22 protein-coding genes are annotated in these 22412 nt (G+C 61.6%); 5 read left to right on the top strand and 17 right to left on the bottom strand.

The features are described 5' to 3' along the window. Window positions 1–155: 155 nt before the first annotated feature. The gene (locus D906_RS17790) at window positions 156–1043 is read left to right on the top strand and encodes a bestrophin family protein (RefSeq protein WP_027615432.1); all 888 of its coding nucleotides are present in this window, start codon (window positions 156–158) and stop codon (window positions 1041–1043) included. Here the strand turns inward: D906_RS17790 and phnE are convergent. The 4 genes from phnE to D906_RS17770 are packed head-to-tail and all read right to left on the bottom strand — an operon-like array spanning window position 1040 to window position 4285. Further along, complete coding sequence (phnE, locus tag D906_RS17785; RefSeq protein ID WP_019098537.1) at window positions 1040–1807, bottom strand: phosphonate ABC transporter, permease protein PhnE; 768 nt, start codon at window positions 1805–1807, stop codon at window positions 1040–1042. The genes D906_RS17790 and phnE overlap by 4 nt on opposite strands. Continuing rightward, a complete protein-coding gene (locus tag D906_RS17780) occupies window positions 1804–2631 on the bottom strand; it encodes an ABC transporter permease (RefSeq protein ID WP_019098538.1) in 828 nt (275 codons plus the stop codon). The genes phnE and D906_RS17780 overlap by 4 nt, the downstream gene beginning before the upstream one ends. Continuing rightward, window positions 2625–3434, bottom strand: a complete 810-nt coding sequence (locus D906_RS17775; protein ID WP_019098539.1) for a phosphonate ABC transporter ATP-binding protein — start codon at window positions 3432–3434, stop codon at window positions 2625–2627. Before D906_RS17775 ends, D906_RS17780 begins: the two co-directional genes overlap by 7 nt. Next, window positions 3431–4285, bottom strand: a complete 855-nt coding sequence (locus D906_RS17770) for a putative selenate ABC transporter substrate-binding protein (protein WP_027615431.1) — start codon at window positions 4283–4285, stop codon at window positions 3431–3433. Before D906_RS17770 ends, D906_RS17775 begins: the two co-directional genes overlap by 4 nt. 126 nt (window positions 4286–4411) lie before the next feature. Here D906_RS17770 and selD point away from each other — a divergent pair, with 126 nt between their 5' ends. Beyond that, a complete protein-coding gene (gene selD, locus D906_RS17765; protein WP_016713230.1) occupies window positions 4412–5446 on the top strand; it encodes a selenide, water dikinase SelD in 1035 nt (344 codons plus the stop codon). Continuing rightward, window positions 5446–6564, top strand: coding sequence for a tRNA 2-selenouridine(34) synthase MnmH (gene mnmH / locus D906_RS17760; RefSeq protein ID WP_019098541.1), 1119 nt, complete (start codon window positions 5446–5448; stop codon window positions 6562–6564). The genes selD and mnmH overlap by 1 nt, the downstream gene beginning before the upstream one ends. A gap of 68 nt (window positions 6565–6632) precedes the next feature. Here the strand turns inward: mnmH and D906_RS17755 are convergent, their stop codons facing one another. The 13 genes from D906_RS17755 to hmpA all read right to left on the bottom strand — a co-directional run bounded on the left by D906_RS17755 (window position 6633) and on the right by hmpA (window position 19096). Beyond that, window positions 6633–7019: a lysozyme inhibitor LprI family protein gene (locus tag D906_RS17755; RefSeq protein ID WP_019098542.1), complete on the bottom strand. Its 387-nt coding sequence runs from the start codon at window positions 7017–7019 to the stop codon at window positions 6633–6635. A 20-nt stretch (window positions 7020–7039) separates the two neighbouring features. Further along, window positions 7040–7579: a hypothetical protein gene (locus tag D906_RS17750; RefSeq protein WP_019098543.1), complete on the bottom strand. Its 540-nt coding sequence runs from the start codon at window positions 7577–7579 to the stop codon at window positions 7040–7042. Window positions 7580–7684: 105 nt separating this feature from the next. Beyond that, on the bottom strand, window positions 7685–8248 hold the full coding sequence (locus tag D906_RS17745; protein ID WP_019098544.1) for a GNAT family N-acetyltransferase: 564 nt from the start codon (window positions 8246–8248) through the stop codon (window positions 7685–7687). A 195-nt stretch (window positions 8249–8443) separates the two neighbouring features. Continuing rightward, the gene (locus tag D906_RS17740) at window positions 8444–8827 is read right to left on the bottom strand and encodes a YkgJ family cysteine cluster protein (protein WP_025753817.1); all 384 of its coding nucleotides are present in this window, start codon (window positions 8825–8827) and stop codon (window positions 8444–8446) included. Window positions 8828–8953: 126 nt separating this feature from the next. Next, window positions 8954–10081 carry a hypothetical protein gene (locus D906_RS17735; RefSeq protein WP_019098545.1) on the bottom strand — a complete coding sequence of 376 codons (1128 nt, stop codon included), beginning with the start codon at window positions 10079–10081 and terminating at the stop codon, window positions 8954–8956. A gap of 116 nt (window positions 10082–10197) precedes the next feature. Further along, window positions 10198–11406 carry an alanine transaminase gene (gene alaC, locus D906_RS17730; protein ID WP_016713237.1) on the bottom strand — a complete coding sequence of 403 codons (1209 nt, stop codon included), beginning with the start codon at window positions 11404–11406 and terminating at the stop codon, window positions 10198–10200. A gap of 253 nt (window positions 11407–11659) precedes the next feature. Then, window positions 11660–12547 (bottom strand): heme o synthase, encoded by an 888-nt coding sequence (gene cyoE / locus D906_RS17725; RefSeq protein WP_012270561.1) that lies wholly within the window; start codon window positions 12545–12547, stop codon window positions 11660–11662. Between the two features lie 11 nt (window positions 12548–12558). Beyond that, window positions 12559–12891 (bottom strand): cytochrome o ubiquinol oxidase subunit IV, encoded by a 333-nt coding sequence (gene cyoD / locus D906_RS17720; RefSeq protein ID WP_003248599.1) that lies wholly within the window; start codon window positions 12889–12891, stop codon window positions 12559–12561. Continuing rightward, complete coding sequence (gene cyoC, locus D906_RS17715) at window positions 12891–13517, bottom strand: cytochrome o ubiquinol oxidase subunit III (RefSeq protein WP_012051225.1); 627 nt, start codon at window positions 13515–13517, stop codon at window positions 12891–12893. The genes cyoD and cyoC overlap by 1 nt, the downstream gene beginning before the upstream one ends. 3 nt (window positions 13518–13520) lie before the next feature. Then, window positions 13521–15539, bottom strand: coding sequence for a cytochrome o ubiquinol oxidase subunit I (gene cyoB, locus D906_RS17710; protein WP_016713238.1), 2019 nt, complete (start codon window positions 15537–15539; stop codon window positions 13521–13523). A 3-nt stretch (window positions 15540–15542) separates the two neighbouring features. Beyond that, complete coding sequence (cyoA, locus tag D906_RS17705; RefSeq protein WP_012270558.1) at window positions 15543–16484, bottom strand: ubiquinol oxidase subunit II; 942 nt, start codon at window positions 16482–16484, stop codon at window positions 15543–15545. A gap of 559 nt (window positions 16485–17043) precedes the next feature. Beyond that, window positions 17044–17550 carry a disulfide bond formation protein B gene (locus tag D906_RS17695; protein WP_019098546.1) on the bottom strand — a complete coding sequence of 169 codons (507 nt, stop codon included), beginning with the start codon at window positions 17548–17550 and terminating at the stop codon, window positions 17044–17046. A 367-nt stretch (window positions 17551–17917) separates the two neighbouring features. Continuing rightward, window positions 17918–19096: an NO-inducible flavohemoprotein gene (gene hmpA / locus D906_RS17690; protein WP_019098547.1), complete on the bottom strand. Its 1179-nt coding sequence runs from the start codon at window positions 19094–19096 to the stop codon at window positions 17918–17920. 154 nt (window positions 19097–19250) lie between these two features. On the opposite strand from hmpA, the gene norR reads away from it, so the two are divergent. Both norR and D906_RS17680 read left to right on the top strand, forming a co-directional pair. After that, on the top strand, window positions 19251–20807 hold the full coding sequence (norR, locus tag D906_RS17685; RefSeq protein ID WP_019098548.1) for a nitric oxide reductase transcriptional regulator NorR: 1557 nt from the start codon (window positions 19251–19253) through the stop codon (window positions 20805–20807). A gap of 190 nt (window positions 20808–20997) precedes the next feature. Continuing rightward, window positions 20998–22412 (top strand): Ig-like domain-containing protein (locus D906_RS17680; RefSeq protein WP_033694656.1); only part of this gene is annotated, 1415 nt, incomplete at its 3' end.

Raw genomic sequence — 22412 nt, 5'->3', positions numbered from 1 at the left:
TCGGGCTATTTCACTGTGGTCCTAAAACACTGCAGTCCAATTCCTACAAAGCCTGGCACTGAACACGTCTGGTAATACACCCAGACGAACCGCACCGAACCATGCTCTCCCCTCGACGTCCGATTCTGCATCCCCCGCGTTTCGAGGCCCCCCGCGTGAAAGACATCATCACCCGCAAGTACCGCCTGGTCGTGAAGACCATCGGCTACATCGGCTGGTCGCTGTTCTGGCTGCTGATCTGGGATGTGCTGGTCACCATTGATTTCATGCTGTTCTTCAACAGCAAGTTCACCCTGCCGCTGATCCCGCTGACTTTGCTGGGCTCGGCGCTGGTAGTGCTGGTGAGTTTTCGCAACAGCAGCGCCTACAACCGTTGGTGGGAAGCTCGCACGTTGTGGGGGGCGCTGGTGAACAGTTCGCGCAGCTTCGCAAGGCAGACGCTAAACCTGATCAATGACCCGGCTGATGGCCTGAACCCGGTCAAGGCCACCCTGCTGCGCCGGCACATCGCCTATGTGAACTGCCTGGCTGCACACTTGAAGGGGGAGAGCTGCCCGGATGAACTGATGGCCTTCATCCCGCCGGCTGAATTCGAACGGCGCAACCGCTCGAACAACTTTGCCAATGACATTCTCGGTGGCTCGGCGGCCTTGCTGGCGCGGGAATACCAGGCCGGCCGGCTGGACAGCATCCGTCTGGCGCGGCTGGAATCGACGCTGGTGGACCTGTCCAATGCCCAAGGCGGTATGGAGCGCATTGCCAATACACCGCTGCCCTACCCTTACGTGTATTTTCCGCGACTGTTCATCACCCTGTTCTGCCTGATCGTGCCAATAGGGCTGGTGGAGTCGCTGGGCTGGTTCACGCCGCTGGCTTCGACAGTGGTGGGGTTCATGTTGCTGGCCATCGAGCGAATCGGCACGGATTTGCAGAGCCCATTCAAGTTCAGTGAGCACCAGATCCAGATGGACACCATTTGCGAGACGATCGAGCGGAACCTGGAGTCGATGCAACGGGAAGCGCAGTGTGGGGAACTCGCTTAGGCCCGCACATAGCGCTGGCGCAACACATCACTCAACGTATCCACCAGCAACACCAGCACCAGCATGCCCAGGATCACCGTACTGGCCTGGGCCTCCTGGAACAGGCTCAACGTGGTGTACAGCATCTGCCCCAAGCCCCCTGCCCCGACAAAGCCGAGCACGCTGGCCATACGGATATTGTTTTCCCAGCGGTACAAACTGTAGGCCAGCAACTGCGGCCACAAATTGGGCAAGGTACCAAAACAGAATGCGGCCACCTGGCTGCCGCCCTGCAAGCGAATCGCTGCCGCTGGCTCCGGCGGCGCATTCTCCAACGCCTCGGCAAACAAGCGTCCCAGAACACCGGCGGTGTGCAGCGCCAACGCGAGGGTGCCGGCATTGGGCCCAAGACCGGCCGCCAGGACTGTCAGCGCAGCCCACACCAGTTCCGGAATGGCGCGCAGAGCATTCAGCAGCAACCGCGCTACGCCCTGTAATGGCCAACCGAATCGCCCTGCCGCCGGCAGTGCCAGCAACATCCCCATGACCATCGCCAACAAGGTGCCCAGACCCGACATGGCCAGCGTCTCCAGCGCCCCGCGCCACACAGCCTTCAAGTGCCCGGTAGACAGGTCCGGATGCAGGAAGCGCCCTGCGTACTCGCCCATCTGCCCCAACCCGCCGTTACCGACCAGCGCTTGCAGGTCCAGCTCCAGGTAAGCGAACGAGGCCAACACCGCCAACACGATGGCGCCCAGCAACAACAAGTTGATGACCCGGTTCATGCCAGCCTCCAGCGCAGCAGGCGGCTGAGCAAGTCGGCCAGCATCACCAGCAGCAGGAAGGTGAGCAACATGCTGGCCACTTCCGCCCCGGCAAACATCCGCATCGACAGGTCAATCTGCTGCCCCAGCCCGCCCGCCCCCACAAACCCCATCACCACCGAGGCCCGCACCGCGCACTCCCAGCGGTACACGGTGTAGGACACCACCTCGGACGCCGCATTGGGCAGAATGCCGTAGAGAAACGCCGTCAGCCGGCCACTGCCCGCCTGCAACAAGGCATGGGCCGGGCGCTGGTCGACCGATTCGAAGATTTCGGCGTAGACCTTGCCCAGCATACCGCTGTAGGTAACGGCGATGGCCAATACACCCGCCGTCGGCCCCAGCCCCACGGCCCGCACGAACAACAGCGCCCAGACAATTTCCGGCACGCTGCGCAGGAAGATCAGCAACCCGCGCACCGGTAGGCGCAGCAGGCGCGACCAAAGCCCTGCACGCCCACCACGGGAGGCGGCACGCAACGACAAGGCGCGACTGGCCATCAGCCCCGCCGGAACGGCTAGCAGCAACGCCAACGCCATGCCAGCGGTGGCCACGGCCAAGGTCTGTAGCGTGGCTTCATACAGCAACACGAGAAAATCGGCATCGTGGGCGGGTGGCCAGAAGGCGCTGGTGAAACTGGCGATCTGCTGTCGGTTCTCGGCCTGCAACAGCACTCCGGGGTTCAGTTCGCTCAACTGGATACCCGGCCACAGTATCGCCACGCCCAGCAAGGCCAGCAGCAGCCGTGGCAGCAAGGCCGGATCGCGGGTGTCGGCCCTCAGCATCGCGGGATCTGCACCGTCAGAATCGGCCCCTGGGTTGGCGGCGAAGCCAGTTGTTCATTCGCGTACAGCGCCTCCAGCATGTGTTCGGTGACCGCTTCTGCCGGGCAATCAAACACTACCTGGCCCTCGCGGATACCGACGACCCGGGGGAAATGCGCCAGCGCCAACTCCACCGCATGCAGGCTCGCCACCAGCGTCACGCCATTGGCCTGGGCATGGCGGTTTAGCAAGGCCAGGCTGTGGTCGGCCAGCACCGGGTCCATGGCCGACACCGGCTCGTCGGTCAGCAGCACCTGTGGCCGCTGGTAAAGGGCCCGGGCAATACCCACCCGCTGCAACTGACCACCCGACAACTGCCCGCACTGCACGAACAGCTTGTCGGCCAGGCCCAGCTCAGCCAGCACCTGGCGCGCCCCCGGCACATCGCTGGGGTACAGCAGGTTGAGCAAGCCACGCGTTAACCCCCACTGCCCCAGCCGGCCGGCCAGTACTGCCGTCACCACCCGTTGGCGCGGTGGCAAGGGCGGTGCCTGATGCACCAGGCCGACCCGCGCCCGCAGGCGCTGGCGTGCCCTGGCGGATAACGCCCAGGGCTGCTCACCCAGCAACTCCACGCGCCCGCTGCTGGGCTGGATGGCCGTAGCCATCAGGTGCAGCAAGCTCGACTTACCCGCCCCCGACGGGCCAATGATCGCGACACGCTCGCCCTGCTCGATGCTCAGGTTGATCGCGTCAAGCGCGCGCACCTGGCCATGGCGCAGGCCGGCACCATGCAGGTGGATTGCCACGTTCGAAGCAGTCACTTGAGCAGGCCAGCCTCACGCGCAGCTTGCTCGGTGCCTACATAGTTTTCAGGCTTGGTCTCGATGAAGCGGCTGGCGGCCTGGAGGTCGAGGATAGCCTTGTGCTCCGGATTGACCGGGTCGAGGTCGAGGAACGCTTTTTTGATCTTTTCTTTCAACGCCGGCGCCATGTTGCCGCGCACGGTCCAGTTGTAGTCAAAATAGGTCGGGGTAGTGGCGAACACTTTCACCTTGGCGGTATCGACCTTGCCGGCATCCACCAGTTTCTGCCACACACTGGCATTGAGCACGCCGCCATCGACCTTACCCGCCTGCACCCAGGCCACGGTGGCGTCATGGGCGCCAGAGTAGGCCACACGGCCGAAGTACTCTTCAGGCTTGATGTTGTCCTGCTTGAGCATGAAGTAACGCGGCATCAGGCTGCCCGAAGTAGACGAGATAGAGCCGAAGGCGAACGACTTGCCCTTGAGGTCGGCCAGGCTCTTCACGTCGGGGTTGGCGGTGATGAACTTGGAGGTGAACTGCGCGTCCTGCTCACGCTGCACCAGTGGCGTGGCGGTCGGGTCCTTCAGGTGTACCTGAACGAACGTGAAGCCACCCAGCCAGGCCAGGTCCAGCCGGTTGGCGGCCAGCGACTCGACCACAGCCGGGTAATCGGCCACCGGTACGAACTTCACTTCCATACCCAGTTGCTTGGCCAGGTACTCGCCCAACGGCTTGAACTTGCGCTGCAGTTCGGTTGGCGCTTCGTCGGGGATGGCGCTGACCCGCAACACTTCAGCAGCTTGGACGACAACGGCACAGCAAGACAGCACAAGGCCGGCGGCGAGCGCCAAGGGGCGTTTGAGCATGGGTGTTCTCCGGTTCAATAGCGGGGAAATGCCGACAAATCCGTCGACACCGAGGATTATAAGAGGCCAAGGCCCAAAGGCCAGCTTTGCTACAATCGCGCAACAATTTGACCTGTCGAGGTGCATATGAGCGAGCCGATTCGCCTGACCCAGTACAGCCATGGTGCCGGCTGTGGCTGCAAGATTTCCCCCAAGGTGCTGGATGTGATCCTTGCCGAAAGCGGCACCCAGGCCCTGGACCCGAAGCTGTGGGTTGGCAACGCCTCGCGCGACGACGCTGCGGTGTACGCGCTGGACGACGAGCGCGGCGTGGTCTCGACCACCGACTTTTTCATGCCGATTGTCGATGACCCGTACGACTTCGGCCGCATCGCCGCCACCAACGCCATCAGCGACATCTACGCCATGGGTGGCGACCCGCTGATGGCGATCGCCATTTTGGGCTGGCCGGTCAATGTGCTGCCACCGGAAGTGGCCCGCGAAGTGATTCGTGGTGGCCGTGCGGTGTGCGCCGAAGCAGGCATTCCGCTGGCCGGCGGCCACTCCATCGACGCCCCCGAGCCAATCTTCGGCCTCGCCGTCACGGGTGTGGTCAGCAAGCGCCACCTCAAGCGCAACGATACCGCCACTGCCGGCTGCCGGCTGTACCTGACCAAACCGTTGGGCATCGGCATCCTTACCACCGCCGAGAAAAAAGCCAAGCTGCGCGCACAAGACCAAGGCCTGGCCCGCGACTGGATGTGCACCCTCAATACCCCCGGCAGCCGCTTCGGCAAACTCGACGGTGTAAAGGCCATGACCGACGTCACCGGCTTTGGCCTGCTCGGCCACCTGGTGGAGCTGGCCGAAGGCAGCGGCCTTACCGCGCACTTGGACTACGCCGCCGTACCGCGCCTGCCCAGCGTCGAGCATTACCTGGCCGAAGGCTGCATCCCCGGCGGCACCTTGCGTAACTTCGAAAGCTACGGCCACAAGCTCGGCGCACTCAGCGACGAGCAGAAACACCTGCTGTGCGACCCGCAAACCAGCGGCGGCCTGCTGGTGGCGGTCAGCCCTGAAGGTGAAGACGCGTTCCTGGCAGTCGCTGCCGAACTGGGCCTGCAACTGTCGCCAATCGGCAAGCTGGTCGAACGACAGAGCCACGCGGTCGAGGTGATCTGATGCGCCCCGACTGCACCGATTTCCGCCGGCTGTTTCTCGACGACGTGCCGATGATGGACATGCGCGCCCCCGTCGAATTCGCCAAAGGCGCCTTTCCTGGCGTGGTCAACCTGCCGCTGATGAATGACCAGGAGCGGCAGAAGGTCGGCACCTGCTTCAAGCAGCAGGGCCAGGCAGCTGCCATCGCCCTGGGCCACCAGCTGGTCAGCGGCACCACCAAGCAGGTTCGGCTGGACGCCTGGGTGGCGTTTACCCAGGCCCACCCCGAAGGCTACCTGTACTGCTTCCGTGGCGGCCTGCGTTCGCAGATCGTGCAAGGCTGGTTGCGTGATGAAGCGGGCATCCAGTACCCGCGCGTCAAGGGCGGCTACAAGGCCATGCGGACCTTTTTGCTGGAAACCACCCAACAGGCGGTGGCGCAGTGCGATTTTGTGCTGCTGGGCGGCCTTACCGGTACTGGCAAGACCGACGTGCTGCATCAGCTGGATAACGTGCTGGACCTGGAAGGCCATGCCAACCATCGCGGCTCCAGCTTCGGCAAACGCGCCACCGCGCAGCCGGCGCAAATCGACTTCGAGAACCAGCTGGCCATCGACGTACTGAAGAAACGCGACCGAGGCGTTGAACAGTTCGTACTGGAAGATGAAGGCCGCATCGTCGGCAGTTGCACCGTGCCGCTGGAGCTGTACCAGGGTATGCAGCAATACCCACTGGTGTGGCTGGAAGACAGTTTCGCCAACCGCGTTGAACGCATCCTGCGTGATTACGTGGTCAACCTGAGTGCCGAGTTCGCCGCTGTGCATGGCGAGGAGGAAGGCCGCCGGTTGTTTGCCGAGCGTATGCTGCAAAGCATGGCCAACATCTACAAGCGTTTGGGCGGCGAGCGTTATCAGCGGTTGTCGGCGCTGCTGGGCCAGGCGCTGGAAGCGCAGCAGCGCAGCGGCGCGGTGGAGCTGCACCGGGGCTGGATCGAAGGCTTGTTGAACGAGTATTACGACCCGATGTATGCCTACCAGCGTGCGGCGAAGGCTGAGCGTATCGAGTTTGCCGGAGATGCCGTGGAAGTGCGCGAGTACCTCAAGGCCCGGGCGCTGCGCGAACCTCGGGGCAAGGTCTGACAGGTTTAGCCCTGCCCCCAAGGGCAGTGCAGTACCTGTAGGAGCGGCCAGTCATTTCTGACATGGCTTTACTGCCCCGGGCTAAGCACCCGTTCCAGCTCCGCCGCCCGGTCGCGGGTCATGTCCATCACACACGTCCCGCCTTCCAACTGCGCCAGGGTCCCGCCACTGGCCTGCACGTGGAACTGGCAATTGCCATCGCGGTAGGCCATCCACTTCCGCTGCACATCGCGCAAGCTTTTCTGCTGCCCGGCCTCCAGCTTGCCCATCAACTGCTTGTACACCCGGTTCAAACGCTGGTCCTGCACCTGCGTTTCAGCCTGGATGCACGCACTCATGGCCACCGTGCTGGAGGCCTTGTCCATGCACTGCCCGTAGGCCGGCGTGTAGTCGTCTGCCACTGCCAGTGGCAGCACACAAGCCAGTGCCAGGCCTGTCAGATAATGCTTGGTCATGCGCCCCCTCCTTATGGGTATCAAAGCGTCTGCGGCTGCTCTGGTGGCATCAGTACGTTGCCCGGCTCGAAGCGCAACGATGGCATCTGCGTTGCCGCGTAAAGCGTCACAGCCAACGCTGCGATCAACGCTACATCAAGCCAGTTCCAGCCCGGCATGTCGTTGGCGCTGCGTGCCTTCCAGCAATGCCAAGCCTGGCCCGCACAAAACATCACCATCGCAGCCAGCCACAGGTAGAAACCGGCACCAAAGCCGGTGCGCTCATGAAACGCGTAGCTCTGGTTGTCCGGCAAGCGGTCAATTCCGAAACTGCTGGCAGCCAGGTACAGCGCGGCCAGCCCTGCCAGCAAAGCCAGCCTGCGGAACCGCCGATGGGCAAGGATAGCCAGGGCCAGCAGCGGGTTGGCAAACCATTGGAACAAACCGAAGGGCATGCCCCATGGCCCGTACAGCAGCATCTGCAGAGCCGGCATGTGGCGCTCGCCGCTCATCAGCGCACCATCGAAAAACAGGGCAAGCACGTACAGCAGCAAGCTGATGCTCAGGTAGAAAACGGGCAAGGGACACACCTGAAGGAAACCGGACAGCGTACGACCTTAACTCAGGCCCTGCCCCGCTTCCAAACCTTCAATAGGTGCCCCACGGCAACACCCTGCGACGCAAGGCTATGCAACTGCTGGCTCAAGCAACAAACCGTAGATCCCTGAGTCAGACAGCTCGCCGGCCACGCACCAACGCGCCCGTAGCGTGCCTTCAAGCACAAAACCCTGGCGTTCAAGGGTACGCGCCGAGCCTTGGTTACGCGGGTCGATCTCCCCTTCCAGGCGGCGCATGTGCAGGGTGTGGGCGAGGTAGTCGATGAAGCAGGTGAGCGCTTCGTCCATGTAGCCCCTGCCCTGCACGGCGCTGGCCAGGCAGTAGCCAATCTCGCCACGGCGGGAGACATCGTCGATGTTGAACAACTGGACCATGCCGATGAGTTCGCCATTGTCGCGGCGGTACATGCCGAGCTTGAGCTGGTCACCATTGGCATAGGCTTCGCGGTCGGCGGCCAGGGCACTTTCGGCTTCGGCCAGGTCTTGCCAGGGGGCATGGTGCCAATAACGCATGACCTCGGGGTCGGCCATGATCGCCAGCCATTGCGCGGCATCGGCATGGCGCATGGGGCGCAAGTGCAGACGCGGGCTGTCGAGGCAGAGGTCACTGGGGAAACTGCGGGGTGGGGTCACGCCGGATCTCCTGTCCATTGCTGGGGAGATGACAGTTTAACGTCAAGCGCTGGTTTCGGGCATCCCGGGGCTGCCGCGCAGTCCATCGCCGGCAAGCCAGGGTCCCACAGGATTACCACATGCTTTGGGCTTTGCGCGGTACCTGTGGGAGCTGGCTTGCCGGCGATAGGGCCAGTACAGGCTAGCGACAATGCCTCAAGCCACCTCAGCCCCATCATCCGGCCAATGCGGCTCATTGGCCCCCGGCGGCGTCAGCGGCGGCAGCCCATACGCCGCCCGCGCATCGTCACAGCTGGGGTTGTGCACCCCACCTTCCCACGACGCCTCGAACTCGCGGCAAGGGCTGGAACGGTTGGCATAGATGGTACAAGCCACCTCTTTACCGATCTCGCCCTCAAGGCTGACGCAGCGGCATGGCTTGGCATCGGTGCCGATCATGGCAACGCGGGTGGGGTTGATCTGCACCACCAGGTCGTCTGGCACAAGGCCCCCGGCAGACTGGCATTCGCCCCAGAAGAAGGACACACGGAAGTACCCGCAGCAGGCGCCGCAGTCAAGGCAAGGGTTATATTCAGACATGATGTCACGGAGGGAAGGTTGTTGTTATCGGGGCTGGCCCGCGGCGCCATTTTCATTCGAACCCGGGGCGGCTGGATAGAGGGGCCAAGCAAAATATTTTGCCGCTGATCCGGCCGCCCGCATCCGCTACCGCAGCGCCTTGTAGGTAGTTGCGTCCCAACGCGTCAACGCCAGGCCCTCGGTCGGGTCATAGTCATCACCGCACACCTTGCTGAAGTGCGTACAAGCCTCGCCGCAATGCACCAACCGATTATCTTGCTCACCCTCGGTCAGCACCGTGTAAGACTCGCTGCGCATGGCGTGGTACTGCCTTTCAGCAGCGCTCATAGTCCGGTGATACTCCATGAGCTGCCTATCGCTCAAGGCCAGTCGCTTGCCCAGCTCAACACCCCAGCGGGCAAGGCAGACTTCGGCAAAATGACGAACGACCAGCCCGGGTTCCTTGAGCACCTCGCCGCCGCTCGCACCATCGACCGACGCGTTGCCCACCAGCGTGGCATGACGCCCCGGCATCGGATAAATGCAGATCTTCGTACCACTGGCCACTGACGGGATCACGCAGGCAAAGCCTTTGGAACGCTCATCCCGCGAATAGAAGCCGACATATTCACGCACGTTTGCCGCCAGCGTGATGCGTTCGGCTTGCACATTGCCCACGCCGGGCACAGGGTCGATTGCAAAGATGTTCACCGGTATGTCCCGCAGTACCGGGTCTTGTGCCATGGCGTTGGCCAACATGTGGCAGCTGATACCGCCCCGGCTCCAGCCCACCAGGTTCACCTGGGTCGGAATGCGTGGTTTGCGAAACATGCTGATGATGCGCTCTTGCAGTTCCTGCGGAGTCGGATGGCGGTCACCGTAATCGTAGGTACGCCAGAACCAGGAGGCCGTGGAAGAAGCATCCGGAACAGGTACACCGGCGTTCTTCAGCCGCTCGTACTCTTCCTCGCTCAATTTGGTGCGGTGCCAGCTGCTTTCGCCTTTGATCACCTGCAGCACATGGTTGACGTTCTCTTCCCAGCCGCGGCCGAACAGTTGGCCAGTCCAGTTGAAATAACCTCCGGGCTCGACGAACAGGTTGTCGTCCTGAAGGTTGCCACTACCGGGACCGTCGACGGCTATCCAGTGCGCGAATTCGCGGCCCTGGTCGTTGCTGGCCAGGGTCGATACCAGTTCGCCGTTCCAGAAGTTGGGGTTGGCGTCGTCGAAGCGGTGGGAGCCGGTGCCGCAGAAATAGGCGGTGAAGACACTCATTTGTGGATCTCTGTGGTGAGAAATGAGTGCTGAAGATAGGTAGGCAGAACGATGGAATGCAGGCGGAAAGCGCTCACCTGAATAGCAATGGGGGCCGCAACGCGGCCCCCTGATGCTTACTTGTTGCTCAACCCGTCAGCGCGGAACATCTGCCGGATCCCGCGAATGGCCTGGCGAATACGGTCCTGGTTCTCGATCAGGGCAAAGCGCACATGGTCATCACCATAATCACCAAAGCCGATCCCCGGCGACACGCATACCTTGGCCTCGGCCAACAGCTTCTTGGAAAACTCCAGCGACCCCAGGTGTGCATACTGCTCCGGGATCTTGGCCCACACATACATCGACGCCTTGGGGTTCTCGACCATCCAGCCCATCTCGTGCAACCCCTTCACCAGCAGGTTGCGGCGCTGGCGATACTGCTCTGCAATGTCGCGCACGCACTGCTGGTCGCCTTCCAGCGCAGCAATGGCCGCAACCTGCAACGGCGTGAAGGTGCCGTAGTCGTGGTAGCTCTTGATCCGCGCCAGGGCACTGACCAGCTCGGGGTTACCGACCATGAAGCCAATCCGCCAGCCCGCCATGTTGTAGCTCTTGGACAGGGTGAAGAACTCCACCGCAATGTCCTTGGCGCCGGGCACCTGCATGATCGAGGGGGCTTTCCAGCCATCGTAGACGATGTCGGCGTAGGCCAGGTCGTGCACCACCAGCACGTTGTACTGCTTGGCCAACGCCACCACGCGCTCGAAGAAGTCCAGCTCCACGCACTGGGCAGTAGGGTTGGACGGGAAACCGAGGATCATCATCTTCGGCTTGGGGATCGACTCGCGAATCGCCCGTTCCAGCTCGTTGAAGAAGTCCACACCCGGCACCAGCGGCACCGAACGCACCTGGGCACCGGCAATGACCGCACCGTAGATATGGATCGGGTAGCTGGGGTTGGGCACCAGTACCGTGTCGCCCTGGTCGAGGGTGGCCAGCATCAGGTGCGCCAGGCCCTCTTTGGAGCCGATGGTGACGATGGCTTCGCTTTCCGGGTCGATGTCGACCTCGTAGCGTTCCTTGTACCAGTTGGAAATGGCCCGGCGCAGGCGCGGGATACCGCGAGAGGTGGAGTAGCCGTGGGTGTCTTCACGCTGGGCAACCTGCACCAGTTTCTCGACGATGTGCGGCGGGGTGGCACCATCGGGGTTGCCCATGCTCAGGTCGATGATGTCCTCGCCACGGCGGCGGGCAGCCATCTTGAGTTCGGCAGTGATGTTGAAGACGTAAGGGGGGAGACGATCGATGCGCGCAAAGCGGCGCGGCGAACCTGGGTTGGCCATGGCTTCCTCTGAGTACGTAAGCGCCCGGAACCGTCCGAGCGACGTTGGCCGATTTGGCGGCCTGGATCAGAAGATAGTGCCGAAACAGGATGTCTGTAAAGGATAATTTCCTGTTTTTTTATATTTTTTCAGATGTATTTTTTGAAAATTTGAATTGTATGTTTTCATAACCGGCCCTTCTCGGGCACAGGAAAAACACCCATAAAAAAACCCCGGCACAATGACCGGGGTTTTCGTGAAGCAGGCAGCAGTTTCAGCGTGCGTAGGTCATCAGCACGTCCGCAGCAGTCTGGCTGTCCACACCCATCATCACGCTCAGAGCGGTGACAGTGAGGATGGAGAAGCCGAACACTTTACGGGCCCACTTGCTGTCGTCCTCGGCTTTGTAGCCGCCCCATGCCATGTACAGCCAGTAAAGGCCCATGGCAGCTGCCACGGCCAGGTAGCCGAGGCCGGCGTAACCGCCGAGGGTAAGCATCAAGGTGGCGAGCACGAAGGCCAGCACGTACAGCACGATCTGCTTCTTCGCCGCCAGGACGCCACGTGCCACCGGCAGGACCGGAATGTTGGCAGCGCTGTAATCCTTGAAGCGGAAGATGGCGATGGCAAAGCTGTGCGGCATCTGCCACAGGCTGAACATCACCAGCAGGGTCACTGCAGCCAAGTCGAAGCTGTTGCTCACGGCGCAGTAGCCGATCACCGGAGGCATGGCACCAGACAGGCTGCCGACCAAGGTGCCGTGCACCGATTTACGCTTCAGCCACAGGCTGTAGAAACCGACGTAGACGATGAAGCCGATCAGCGCACAGAACGCCGACAGCGGGTTGGCCTGGACATACAGCAGGCTGAAACCCGCCACCCCAAGCAGGGTGGCGTAGATCAGCGCGAGGGGCAGCGACATGCCGCCCTGCACCATGACGCGGTTCTTGGTGCGCTCCATCTTGTGGTCGATGTCACGATCGATGCAGTTGTTGAACACGCATCCGGACGCCACCACCAGCGAAGTACCGATCACCACCGCCAGGAACAGGGCGAAATCCACATGGCCCTTCGAGGCAAGGAAGAAACCGCCTGCCACGGAAAGCACGTTACCGAAAATGATCCCCGGTTTGGTGATTTGGATAAAGTGCTTAACGGACATGCAGTCTTACCTCACTTGGCCAACATTTCGAAGTGGATGCTGAACATGATCCACAGCGACAGGCCGACAAGCAGAGCGATCACCAGGGTGGTGAACAGGAACGTCGATACGTTGTTGCGTTGCTCTTTCGAGCGGTCCATGTGCAGGAAGTAAACCAGGTGAACAACTACCTGGATCACGGCCATGGCAACAATGATCAGAACGGTCAGGTTCTTCGGCAGGCTGGCGGTCATGGCCAGGCCGAACGGGATCGCGGTCAGGATGATCGACAGTACAAAGCCGATCATGTACGACTTGACGCTGCCGTGATTACCTTCGTGATGAGTGTCGTGTGCGTTAGCCATTACAGAACTCCCAGCAGGTAAACGACGGTGAATACGCAGATCCAGACCACGTCCAGGAAGTGCCAGAACAGGCTCAGGCAGCTCATGCGGGTCTTGGCGGTCGGCGTGATGCCGTGCTTGTTGATCTGGTACATCATGATTGCCATCCAGATCAGACCAGCAGTCACGTGCAGGCCGTGGGTACCTACCAGGGCGAAGAAGCCCGACAGGAAGCCACTGCGCTGCGGGCCGAAGCCTTCGCTGATCAGGTGATGGAATTCATAGATTTCCATCGCGATGAAGCCTGCACCGAACAGGAAGGTCACAGCCAACCAGCCCAGTACGCCTGCTTTCTTGCCATCGAACATCTTCAGCATGGCGAAGCCGAAGGTGATCGAGGACAGCAGCAGGAACAGCGTTTCAACAGCTACGAAATCGAGCTGGAAGATGTCATGACCCGACGGGCCGCCGGCAAAACTGCCGGACAGCACCGCGTAGGTAGCGAAGAGCGACGCAAACAGGATGCAGTCGGTCATCAGGTACAGCCAGAAGCCCAGTACGGTCATCTGGCCCGAGTCGTGGTGGTGGTCGTCATGCCCATGGTCGTGACCATGAGCAGCGCCGCCGTGCATTACTTGACTGGACATTGATTACACCCGCTCAAACGATTCGACACGTGCGCCGGCAGGCAGAGCACCTGCTTTGGCCAGCGCTTTCATACGCTCGCCTTCGATGCGCGCCACTTCTTCGGCTGGAACCATGTAGCCCTGGTCGTCACGGGCAGCGTGGCGAACGAAGACAGCGATGGTTGCAACCAGGCTTGCGCCAACCAGCCACCAGATGTGCCAGATGAAGGCAAAGCCGAAGACGGTGAGGAACAGGCCCATGAACAAACCGGTGGAGGTGTTGCTCGGCATGTGGATAGCGTCGAACTTGGTCGCTGGCTTGTAAGCCTTGCCGCTTTCCTTGGTTTCGTGCCATGCGTCCAGGCCAACCTGCTCAGGCATGTGAGCGAAGTTGTAGAACGGAGGTGGCGACGAAGTGGACCATTCCAGAGTACGGCCGCCCCATGGGTCGCCGGTCACGTCCAGGTTCTGGTTGCGGTCGCGAACCGATACGTACAGCTGGATCAGCTGGCAAGCGATACCGAACAGGATCAGCACGGCGCCGACAACGGCTACGTACAGGTAGGGTTCCCACAGTGGGTTGTCGGAGTGGTTCAGACGACGGGTCATGCCCATGAAGCCCAGGGCATACAGCGGCATGAACGCAACGTAGAAGCCCGACAGCCAGAACCAGAAGGCAGCTTTGCCCCACTTCTCGTTCAGGGTGAAACCGAAGGCTTTCGGGAACCAGAAGGCGAAGCCGGCGATGTAGCCGAATACCGCGCCACCGATGATCACGTTGTGGAAGTGCGCAATTACGAACAGGCTGTTGTGCAGGACGAAGTCAGCACCTGGAACGGCCAGCAGTACGCCGGTCATGCCACCGATGGAGAAGGTGACCATGAAGCCCAGGGTCCAGAGCATCGGTGCGGTGAAGCGCACACGGCCTTGGTACATGGTGAACAGCCAGTTGAACAGCTTCACACCGGTCGGAATGGAGATCAGCATCGTCGCCAGGCCGAAGAAGGTGTTGACGCTGGCGCCGGCACCCATGGTGAAGAAGTGGTGCAGCCATACCGCAAAGCCCAGGATGGCGATCGCGCCCGATGCGTAGATCATCGAGTGGTGGCCGAACAGGCGTTTGCCAGAGAACGTCGAAGTCACTTCCGAGAACACGCCGAAGGCCGGCAGGATCAGGATGTAAACCTCAGGGTGACCCCACGCCCAGAACAGGTTGACGTACATCATCGGGTTCCCACCAAGCTCGTTGGTGAAAATGTGGAAGTCCAGATAACGGTCAACAGTCAGCAGCGCGAGTGCAGCAGTCAGGATCGGGAACGAAGCAACGATCAGTACGTTGGCCCAGGTGCAGGTCCAGGTGAAGATCGGCATGTCCATCAGTTTCATGCCAGGTGCGCGCATCTTCATCACGGTGACGAGGAAGTTCACGCCGGTAAGCGTCGTACCCAATCCGGATAGCTGTAGCGCCCAGATGTAGTAGTCAACGCCCACCCCAGGGCTGTACTGAATGCCCGCGAGCGGCGGATAGGCAACCCAGCCGGTCTTGGCGAATTCACCAACGCCCAGCGAGATGTTGACCAGCAGCACGCCTGCCAGCAGCAGGTAGAAGCTCAGGGAGTTCAGGAACGGGAAGGCAACGTCACGTGCACCGATCTGCAGAGGAACCGCCAGGTTCATCAGGCCGGTGAAGAACGGCATCGCCATGAAGATGATCATGATCACACCGTGAGCGGTGAAGATCTGGTCATAGTGTTCAGGCGGCAGGTAGCCTTCGGAGCCACCGGTTGCGGCAGCCAGCTGGGTACGCATCATGATGGCGTCGGCAAAGCCGCGCAGCAGCATGATCATCGCGACGATGATGTACATCACGCCGATCTTTTTGTGGTCGACAGTAGTCAGCCACTCGCTCCACAAGTAGGTCCACTTGCGGAAATAGGTGATAAGACCGACGACAGCGATACCGCCGAGCGCGATCATGGCAAGCGTCACCATGACTATCGGCTCGTGATAGGGTATCGCCTCCAGGCTTAATTTACCGAACATCTCTTACTCCTCTGCACCGGCAGCTGGTTGCATACTCGATTCCACACCCTTGGTTGTGGCCAGGTCTTTGCTGCCTGCTTCTTCGTGGCTACGACCGCGGTTCATGCCTTCGTACTTGTCGACGATCAGCTGGAACTGCTCAGGCGAAGCCTCGCTGTACAGCGCGACTGGGTTGTTTTCGCTTGGTTTGGCCAAGGCGTCGTATTCGGCCTTGTCCAGCTTCTTCGGCGACTGCTTGACCTCGGCGACCCACTTGTCGAAGTCTTCCTGGGAGGTGGCAGTAGCCTTGAATTTCATGCCGGTGAAGCCAGCACCGCTATAGTTGGCGCTGATACCGTCGAACTCGCCGTTTTCGTTGGCGATCAGGTGCAGCTTGGTGGTCATGCCGGCCATGGCGTAGATCTGGCCGCCCAGGCCCGGGATGAAGAACGAGTTCATCACGGCGTCGGAAGTGACGCGGAAGTTGACCGGGGTGTTAGCCGGGAAGACGATCTTGTTGACCGTGGCAATGCCCTGCTCCGGGTAGATGAACAGCCACTTCCAGTCCAGCGCGACCACGTCGATCTGCACCGGCTTCACATCGGAATCCAGTGGACGGTATGGGTCCAGCTTGTGGGTGGAGTGGTAGGTGACGTAACCCAGGGCGATGATGATCAGGATCGGGATGATCCACACCGCGGCCTCGATCTTGGTCGAGTGCGACCAGTCAGGGGTGTAGGTGGCTGCCTTGTTGGAAGCACGGTACTTCCAGGCGAACGCCAGGGTCATGATGATGACAGGGATTACCACCAGCAGCATCAGGCCGGTAGCGATCAGGATCAGGTTCTTTTGCTCAATGCCGACCTGGCCCTTCGGGTCGAGCAGGGTCCAGTTGCACCCACTGAGTAAAAGCATGCCTAAAAAGGGCAATATGCCAAACAGTCTGGGGTAACGCTTTTTACTCATCTCACGACCTCTAGATCAGCTTGCTTCAATGCAATTTGTGTTTTGGTAGCCAACACTTCGTCCTGCCAAGTGAGGCATTTCGCGCCCGTACTCGCTCCTGCCTGGGGTCCGACTGCAGGACCTTGGCTTCGAGCGTGTTAGCGGTGCTTATGGTTTCGTAGGCAACAGGCCTGTACTTCAGACCAAGTCCATTTGGTGCGGGAAAACGCGGAGGGGGGTCCGCCCGGTATCGCCGTTGGGCGAAACTTGACGAAGTCAGCAAAAAGGAGCGCTGGGGCTTCCTTCAATCCTGCGACTCGCAAGCAGTGCCGAACGGAAATTGGGGGCGATTGTAGTGAGGTCGCCAACCCTTGACTATGACTTATTGAGCAACAGTCTTTTACAGAATCCGCAACAATAACGCTCAATAATTCAACTTCGCGACAGTTTGTCGCACCCCGCTTGCCAGGCCTCAAAGCCGCATTCTGCAAGGCTTCGGGATTGATCCAGGTCAAGCGGCGAGCAATTTTTCCCTCTTCTCATGCCGCGTAAAAGCCCCCATGCAATTCGGGACTTTTGTCTAAGCCTGGCGTCGGTTGCGGTAGATACCGAGCGGAACCAGAATGGCGGTCAGCACGAACGCTACCAGCGCCCATTGCGCCAACGACAGGCCGAGGATCGGCGGGTACGGTGTGCTGCAGAAGCCGTCGACCTGGAACGCCAGCGGCCAGAGCTTGGCCAGTGGGAGGTCGTCCACGATCGGTTGCAGGGTGTCGATACCACAACTGACCATGGGGTTGGCGAGTATATACACATGGTTGCCGGCCGCAATAATTCCGCCAATGGCACTGAGCACCACCAGCACCTCGAAGAAGGTCAGGCTACGGCGCCCGGGCATCGCGGCAGCGAGGAACGCGAACACGGCAATGAACAGCAACGCGTAACGCTGCAGGATGCACAGCGGGCACGGAGCCTCACCCAGTACCACTTGCATATAGAGGGCGCCGCCGATCAGCGAGAGGCAGATCAGGCCCAACAGCACCAGAAAGCGCCGTTCCCGATTCAGGCGCGATGTTTGTTCGTTCATTGCCGGTTCCTTCGATGGATAGTGGCAGCGTGGTCCGCCTGCCTGGGCGCAAGTCTACACGCTGGGCATGGCCTGTGAGCATGCCGAGGGAGCGGCGCGGTAGCACTGCGCAGGGCTATCCGGTGAGGCTGAGACCGACCGCAACGGCGTCGGTTCAACGCCGGGCGGCAAAAAAGCGGCTGCCCGGGTGCCGCGCAGGGGCAAGCCCCTCGACACCCGGGAGTGAAGGATACCGTGATTAACGGAGGATTAATGATGAAAGCGGCGAACCCGGTTTCATCTTTCCTTATATACAGGCAGGAAGGTGTACTGCCTGTACCGGCCTTTTCGCGGGTAAACCCGCGAAGCGGCCAGGACAGGCGCTACATCACTCCAGCGCAGCCGCCGGCCCGAAGAACTCGTAGCGGCTCTGCTGCTCGGGCACGCCCAGCCCCTTCAGTTGGCGCTTCACCGCCGCCATGAAGCCCTTGGGTCCAAGGAAGTAGGCATCCACATCTCGCGCCTTCGGCAACCACTCGGCCAGCAGGTCTTCGCTCAACAGGCCCACAGCATCAGCCGCAGCGCCCTCCTCCGGCTCGGCATAGCAGTAGAAGCGCTTGAGCTGCGGGTGACGCGCCGCCAGGCCATCGACCCATTCACGGAAGGCATGCACCGCGCCGTTACGCGCACAGTGAATGAAATGCACCTCGCGCCGGGTTTGCAGCGCCGCCTGCAACATGGCCAGCGTCGGGGTAATACCCACGCCCCCGCTTATCAGCACCAGCGGCTTGTCGCTGGCCGCCAGGGTGAAGTCGCCCGCTGGCGGGAACAGTTGCAAGGTATCGCCCACGACCAGCTCATCGTGCAGGTAGTTGGACACCCTGCCGCCCAACTCACGCTTGACGCTGATGCGGTACTCCCTGCCATCGCACAGCGCCGACAGCGAATAGTTGCGGCGCTGTTCGGCACCGTCGATGCTCAGTCTCAGGCCAATGTACTGGCCAGGCTCGGCCTTGAGCACCGGTTTACCATCCACCGGGGCAAAGTAGAACGAAACGATCTCGCTGCTTTCCTGCTCGCGGCGTACCAGGCGGAATTCGCGGGTACCACGCCAGCCGCCCTCGGCCTCTTCCTTCTGTTTATAGAGGCTTTCTTCAGCACCAATCAGGATATCGGCCAGCTGGCCATAGGCCGCGCCCCAGGCATCGATCACCGCAGGGGTAGCGATTTCCTTGCCCAGTACTTCCTCGATGGCGCGCAGCAGGCAGCTGCCGACGATCGGGTAGTGCTCCGGCAGAATCTGCAAGGCAACGTGCTTGTTGATGATCTGCCCTACCAGCCCCCCCAGCTGCTCCAGTTGGTCAATGTGGCGCGCATACATCAGCACGCCGTTGGCCAACGCACGAGGCTGGTCACCACTGGCCTGGTGTGCCTGGTTGAACAGTGGGCGTACCTCGGGGTACTCGCTGAGCATCATCTTGTAAAAGTGGGTGGTCAGCGCTTCGCCGCCGCTTTCCAGCAGCGGTACAGTGGCCTTGATGATTGCACGTTGTTCGGCATTGAGCATTGCGACAACTCCTGAGCCTGTGGCTTCAAATGACTGCCTTGGGTATTTCAGCAATCGTGCCAACTTTTATCGCCAGTAAATTCAGGGGGTTGACGCCAATCATGTCAAAACGACCCACCTCGTCGTATAGTCATATCGACCCATAGGAGTCTTTATGACCGCAAAACCCTTGCTCACCACCCTGCTCCCCCTGGTCAGCGACCTCTCCCGCGACTTGCCCGACCAGGAGCGCTACCGCCGCTTGCTGCAAGCCATGCGCGGGCTATTGCCGTGCGATGCCGCCGCGCTGCTGCGCCTGGACGGTGAATGGCTGGTGCCGCTGGCGGTGGACGGCCTGAGCCCTGACACCTTGGGCCGGCGCTTCCGGGTCAGCGAGCACCCGCGCTTCCAGATACTGCTCAGCAGCCCGAAGCCCACTCGTTTCGCCAGCGACTCCGAACTGCCCGACCCTTACGATGGCCTGGTCAACGCCCCCGATGCCGACCTGCAAGTGCACGACTGCATGGGTTGCCCGTTGATGGTCGATGAGCGCCCCTGGGGCCTGGTCACCCTCGATGCCCTCACCCCCGGGCAGTTCCAGAGCCTGGAGCTGGATGCCCTGCAAGCCTTCGCCAGCCTGGCCGCCGCTACTGTTACCGTGGCCGAACGCATTGAGCACCTGGCTTTGCGCGCCGAAGACGAACACCTGCGGGCCGAAATCTACCGCCAAGCCAGCGGCCAGGATAAAGAGCTGATTGGCCAGAGCCCGGCGCATAAGCGCTTGGTGGAGGAAATCCGCCTGGTCGGGGGCAGCGACCTGACTGTTCTGATCACTGGCGAAACGGGCGTTGGCAAGGAACTGGTGGCCCAGGCGCTGCACCAGGCCAGCAACCGGGCCGACAAGCCACTGGTCAGCCTCAACTGCGCCGCCCTGCCCGATACCTTGGTGGAAAGCGAACTCTTCGGCCATGTACGCGGTGCCTTCACTGGCGCGCACGGCGAGCGCCGGGGCAAGTTCGAGCTGGCCAACGGCGGCACGTTATTCCTCGACGAAGTGGGCGAACTGCCGCTAACGGTGCAAGCCAAACTGTTGCGTGTGCTGCAAAGCGGCCAACTGCAACGCCTGGGCTCGGACCGCGAGCACCGTGTGGACGTGCGCCTGATCGCCGCCACCAACCGTGACCTGGCCGCAGAAGTACGCAATGGCAACTTCCGCGCCGACTTCTATCACCGCCTCAGCGTGTACCCGTTGCACGTACCGCCCTTACGCGAACGTGGGCGAGATGTATTGTTATTAGCTGGCTACTTCCTCGAACAGAACCGTTCACGCCTGGGCCTGAACAGCCTGCGCCTGAGTAGCGAAGCCCAGGCCGCGCTACTGGCCTATGAGTGGCCAGGCAATGTGCGCGAACTGGAACACCTGATCGGCCGCTCGGCCCTAAAAGCACTGGGCCAGCACCCCGATCGGCCACGCATTCTCACGCTTGAAGCCGTCGACCTGGACCTGCGCGCGGTGCGCGTAACCCCAGACGCACTCCCCTCCCCCGCAGCCCCTGCCCCACTGACAACATTGCCTGAAGGCGGCCTGCGCGAAGCGGTCGACCTCTACCAGCGCCAAGTGATCGAAGCCTGCCTGCAACGGCACCAGGATAATTGGGCGGCAGCGGCCCGCGAGCTGGGCCTGGACCGCGCAAACCTGAGCCGGCTGGCCCGCCGGCTGGGGCTTCGCTGAGGTTCAGTACAAAAGGATTAACCCAGAAAGCCATCTGGTTGCTTCCCGCCTGGCTGCTATATCTCCCTAACCACCCGAATTTCGACTGCCTGGTCGAGACTGCGTGTAACGCCCCCGCAAGGGCTCCGTGACGCAGGTTGTGGCCCGAACGGTTCGGGCCGGGGGATCCGGATACCAGCAGGGAGCGTTCATGGACAACATCGTCGTCGCCGATAAGCAAACCGAAGTCGCCACTCAGAGCGCCTGGGGCAATATCAACCTGAAAGGGCCAGGCGTGGTGCAGATGCCGGTGGCCCCCGACAAGGTCGCCACTGTTACCCAACGTGGGCAAGACCTGATCATCACCCTGAAATCGGGTGAAAAGGTCACCATCGGCAACTTCTTCGCCGTGGACCAGGCAGGGGTCGGCAGCGACATTGTCTTCGTCGGTGAAGACGGCACCCTGTGGCACGCGCAGTACGACGCAACGGCGTTCACCGGTTTCACCTTCGAGGATGTGAACTCGCTGGACGAACTGGTCGCGGGTATCGGCACTGCCGGTAGCGCCATGCCGACCTGGGCGATTGCCGGGCTCAGCCTGCTTGGCATCGGTGGCGCTGCGGCGGCAGCCGACAACGGAGGCGGCGGTAGCGGCGGTGGCGGTTCGGACCCCGATACCACCGCACCGGCCACGCCCATCGACCTGCTGGTGTCGCCTGATGGCCTGCGCCTGACCGGCCGTGGTGAAGCAGGCACCACAGTGAGCATCCGTGATGCTGCCGGCAACCTGATCGGCAGCGGCACCGTGGGTGCCGACGGCACCTTCGATGTGACGTTGAACCCGCCGCAAATCAACAGCGAAAACCTTGAAGTCACTCTGACCGATGGCGCCGGCAACGTCTCCACGCCTGGCACAGTCACCGCCCCGGATGTGACTGCGCCGCTGGCACCTACCGACCTTGCCATCAATGAACAGGGCACCACCCTCACCGGCCGTGCAGAACCAGGCTCTACGGTTTCGGTGCGGGGTGCCGACGGGGTGCTGCTGGGCTCAGCCGTGGCCGGTGCAGACGGCCAGTTCAGCATCACCCTGCAACCGCCACAGACCGAAGGCCAGGCATTGGAGGTCAGCACCAAGGACGCAGCCGGCAACACCTCGCCTTCGGCCAGCATTGCAGCACCAGACGTCGAGACACCTGATACGACCGCCCCAGACCAGCCCACCAACCTCGCCCTTGCCAGCGGCGTAACCCTCACTGGCCGCGGTGAACCAGGGGCCACCGTGCAGGTGCGTGATGCGGCCGGCAACATCATTGGTACAGGCTTGGTCGGTGCCGACGGGCTATTCAGCGTCACCCTGTCGCCCGCCCAGGCCAACGGCGAAGCACTGGATATACGCCTGGTGGATGCTGCCGGCAACAGCTCGATCCCGCTTGAATTCACAGCACCCGACATCACCCCGCCAAGTGCAGTCAGCGACATTGCAGTCGGCAGTGGCGGCCTGGCGCTGAGTGGCCGAGGTGAACCCGGGGCCACCGTCGAAGTTCGTGATGCCAACGGCACCGTGATCGGCACCGGAGTGGTCGGGGCCAATGGCACCTTCCTGATTGACCTTGATCCTGCGGT

It is taken from the genome of Pseudomonas sp. LAIL14HWK12:I1 (assembly GCF_003202095.1).
GTDB lineage: Bacteria > Pseudomonadota > Gammaproteobacteria > Pseudomonadales > Pseudomonadaceae > Aquipseudomonas > Aquipseudomonas monteilii.
This window is presented reverse-complemented; position numbering and strand designations above follow the sequence as displayed.

Coding starts and splice junctions, on each gene's coding strand:
- phnE (WP_019098537.1), bottom strand. CDS start 1,807: ATGAACCGGGTCATCAACTTGTTGTTGCTGGGCGCCATCGTGTTGGCG.
- D906_RS17780 (WP_019098538.1), bottom strand. CDS start 2,631: ATGCTGAGGGCCGACACCCGCGATCCGGCCTTGCTGCCACGGCTGCTG.
- D906_RS17770 (WP_027615431.1), bottom strand. CDS start 4,285: ATGCTCAAACGCCCCTTGGCGCTCGCCGCCGGCCTTGTGCTGTCTTGC.
- selD (WP_016713230.1), top strand. CDS start 4,412: ATGAGCGAGCCGATTCGCCTGACCCAGTACAGCCATGGTGCCGGCTGT.
- mnmH (WP_019098541.1), top strand. CDS start 5,446: ATGCGCCCCGACTGCACCGATTTCCGCCGGCTGTTTCTCGACGACGTG.
- D906_RS17755 (WP_019098542.1), bottom strand. CDS start 7,019: ATGACCAAGCATTATCTGACAGGCCTGGCACTGGCTTGTGTGCTGCCA.
- D906_RS17740 (WP_025753817.1), bottom strand. CDS start 8,827: ATGTCTGAATATAACCCTTGCCTTGACTGCGGCGCCTGCTGCGGGTAC.
- D906_RS17735 (WP_019098545.1), bottom strand. CDS start 10,081: ATGAGTGTCTTCACCGCCTATTTCTGCGGCACCGGCTCCCACCGCTTC.
- alaC (WP_016713237.1), bottom strand. CDS start 11,406: ATGGCCAACCCAGGTTCGCCGCGCCGCTTTGCGCGCATCGATCGTCTC.
- cyoE (WP_012270561.1), bottom strand. CDS start 12,547: ATGTCCGTTAAGCACTTTATCCAAATCACCAAACCGGGGATCATTTTC.
- cyoD (WP_003248599.1), bottom strand. CDS start 12,891: ATGGCTAACGCACACGACACTCATCACGAAGGTAATCACGGCAGCGTC.
- cyoC (WP_012051225.1), bottom strand. CDS start 13,517: ATGTCCAGTCAAGTAATGCACGGCGGCGCTGCTCATGGTCACGACCAT.
- cyoB (WP_016713238.1), bottom strand. CDS start 15,539: ATGTTCGGTAAATTAAGCCTGGAGGCGATACCCTATCACGAGCCGATA.
- cyoA (WP_012270558.1), bottom strand. CDS start 16,484: ATGAGTAAAAAGCGTTACCCCAGACTGTTTGGCATATTGCCCTTTTTA.
- D906_RS17695 (WP_019098546.1), bottom strand. CDS start 17,550: ATGAACGAACAAACATCGCGCCTGAATCGGGAACGGCGCTTTCTGGTG.
- hmpA (WP_019098547.1), bottom strand. CDS start 19,096: ATGCTCAATGCCGAACAACGTGCAATCATCAAGGCCACTGTACCGCTG.
- norR (WP_019098548.1), top strand. CDS start 19,251: ATGACCGCAAAACCCTTGCTCACCACCCTGCTCCCCCTGGTCAGCGAC.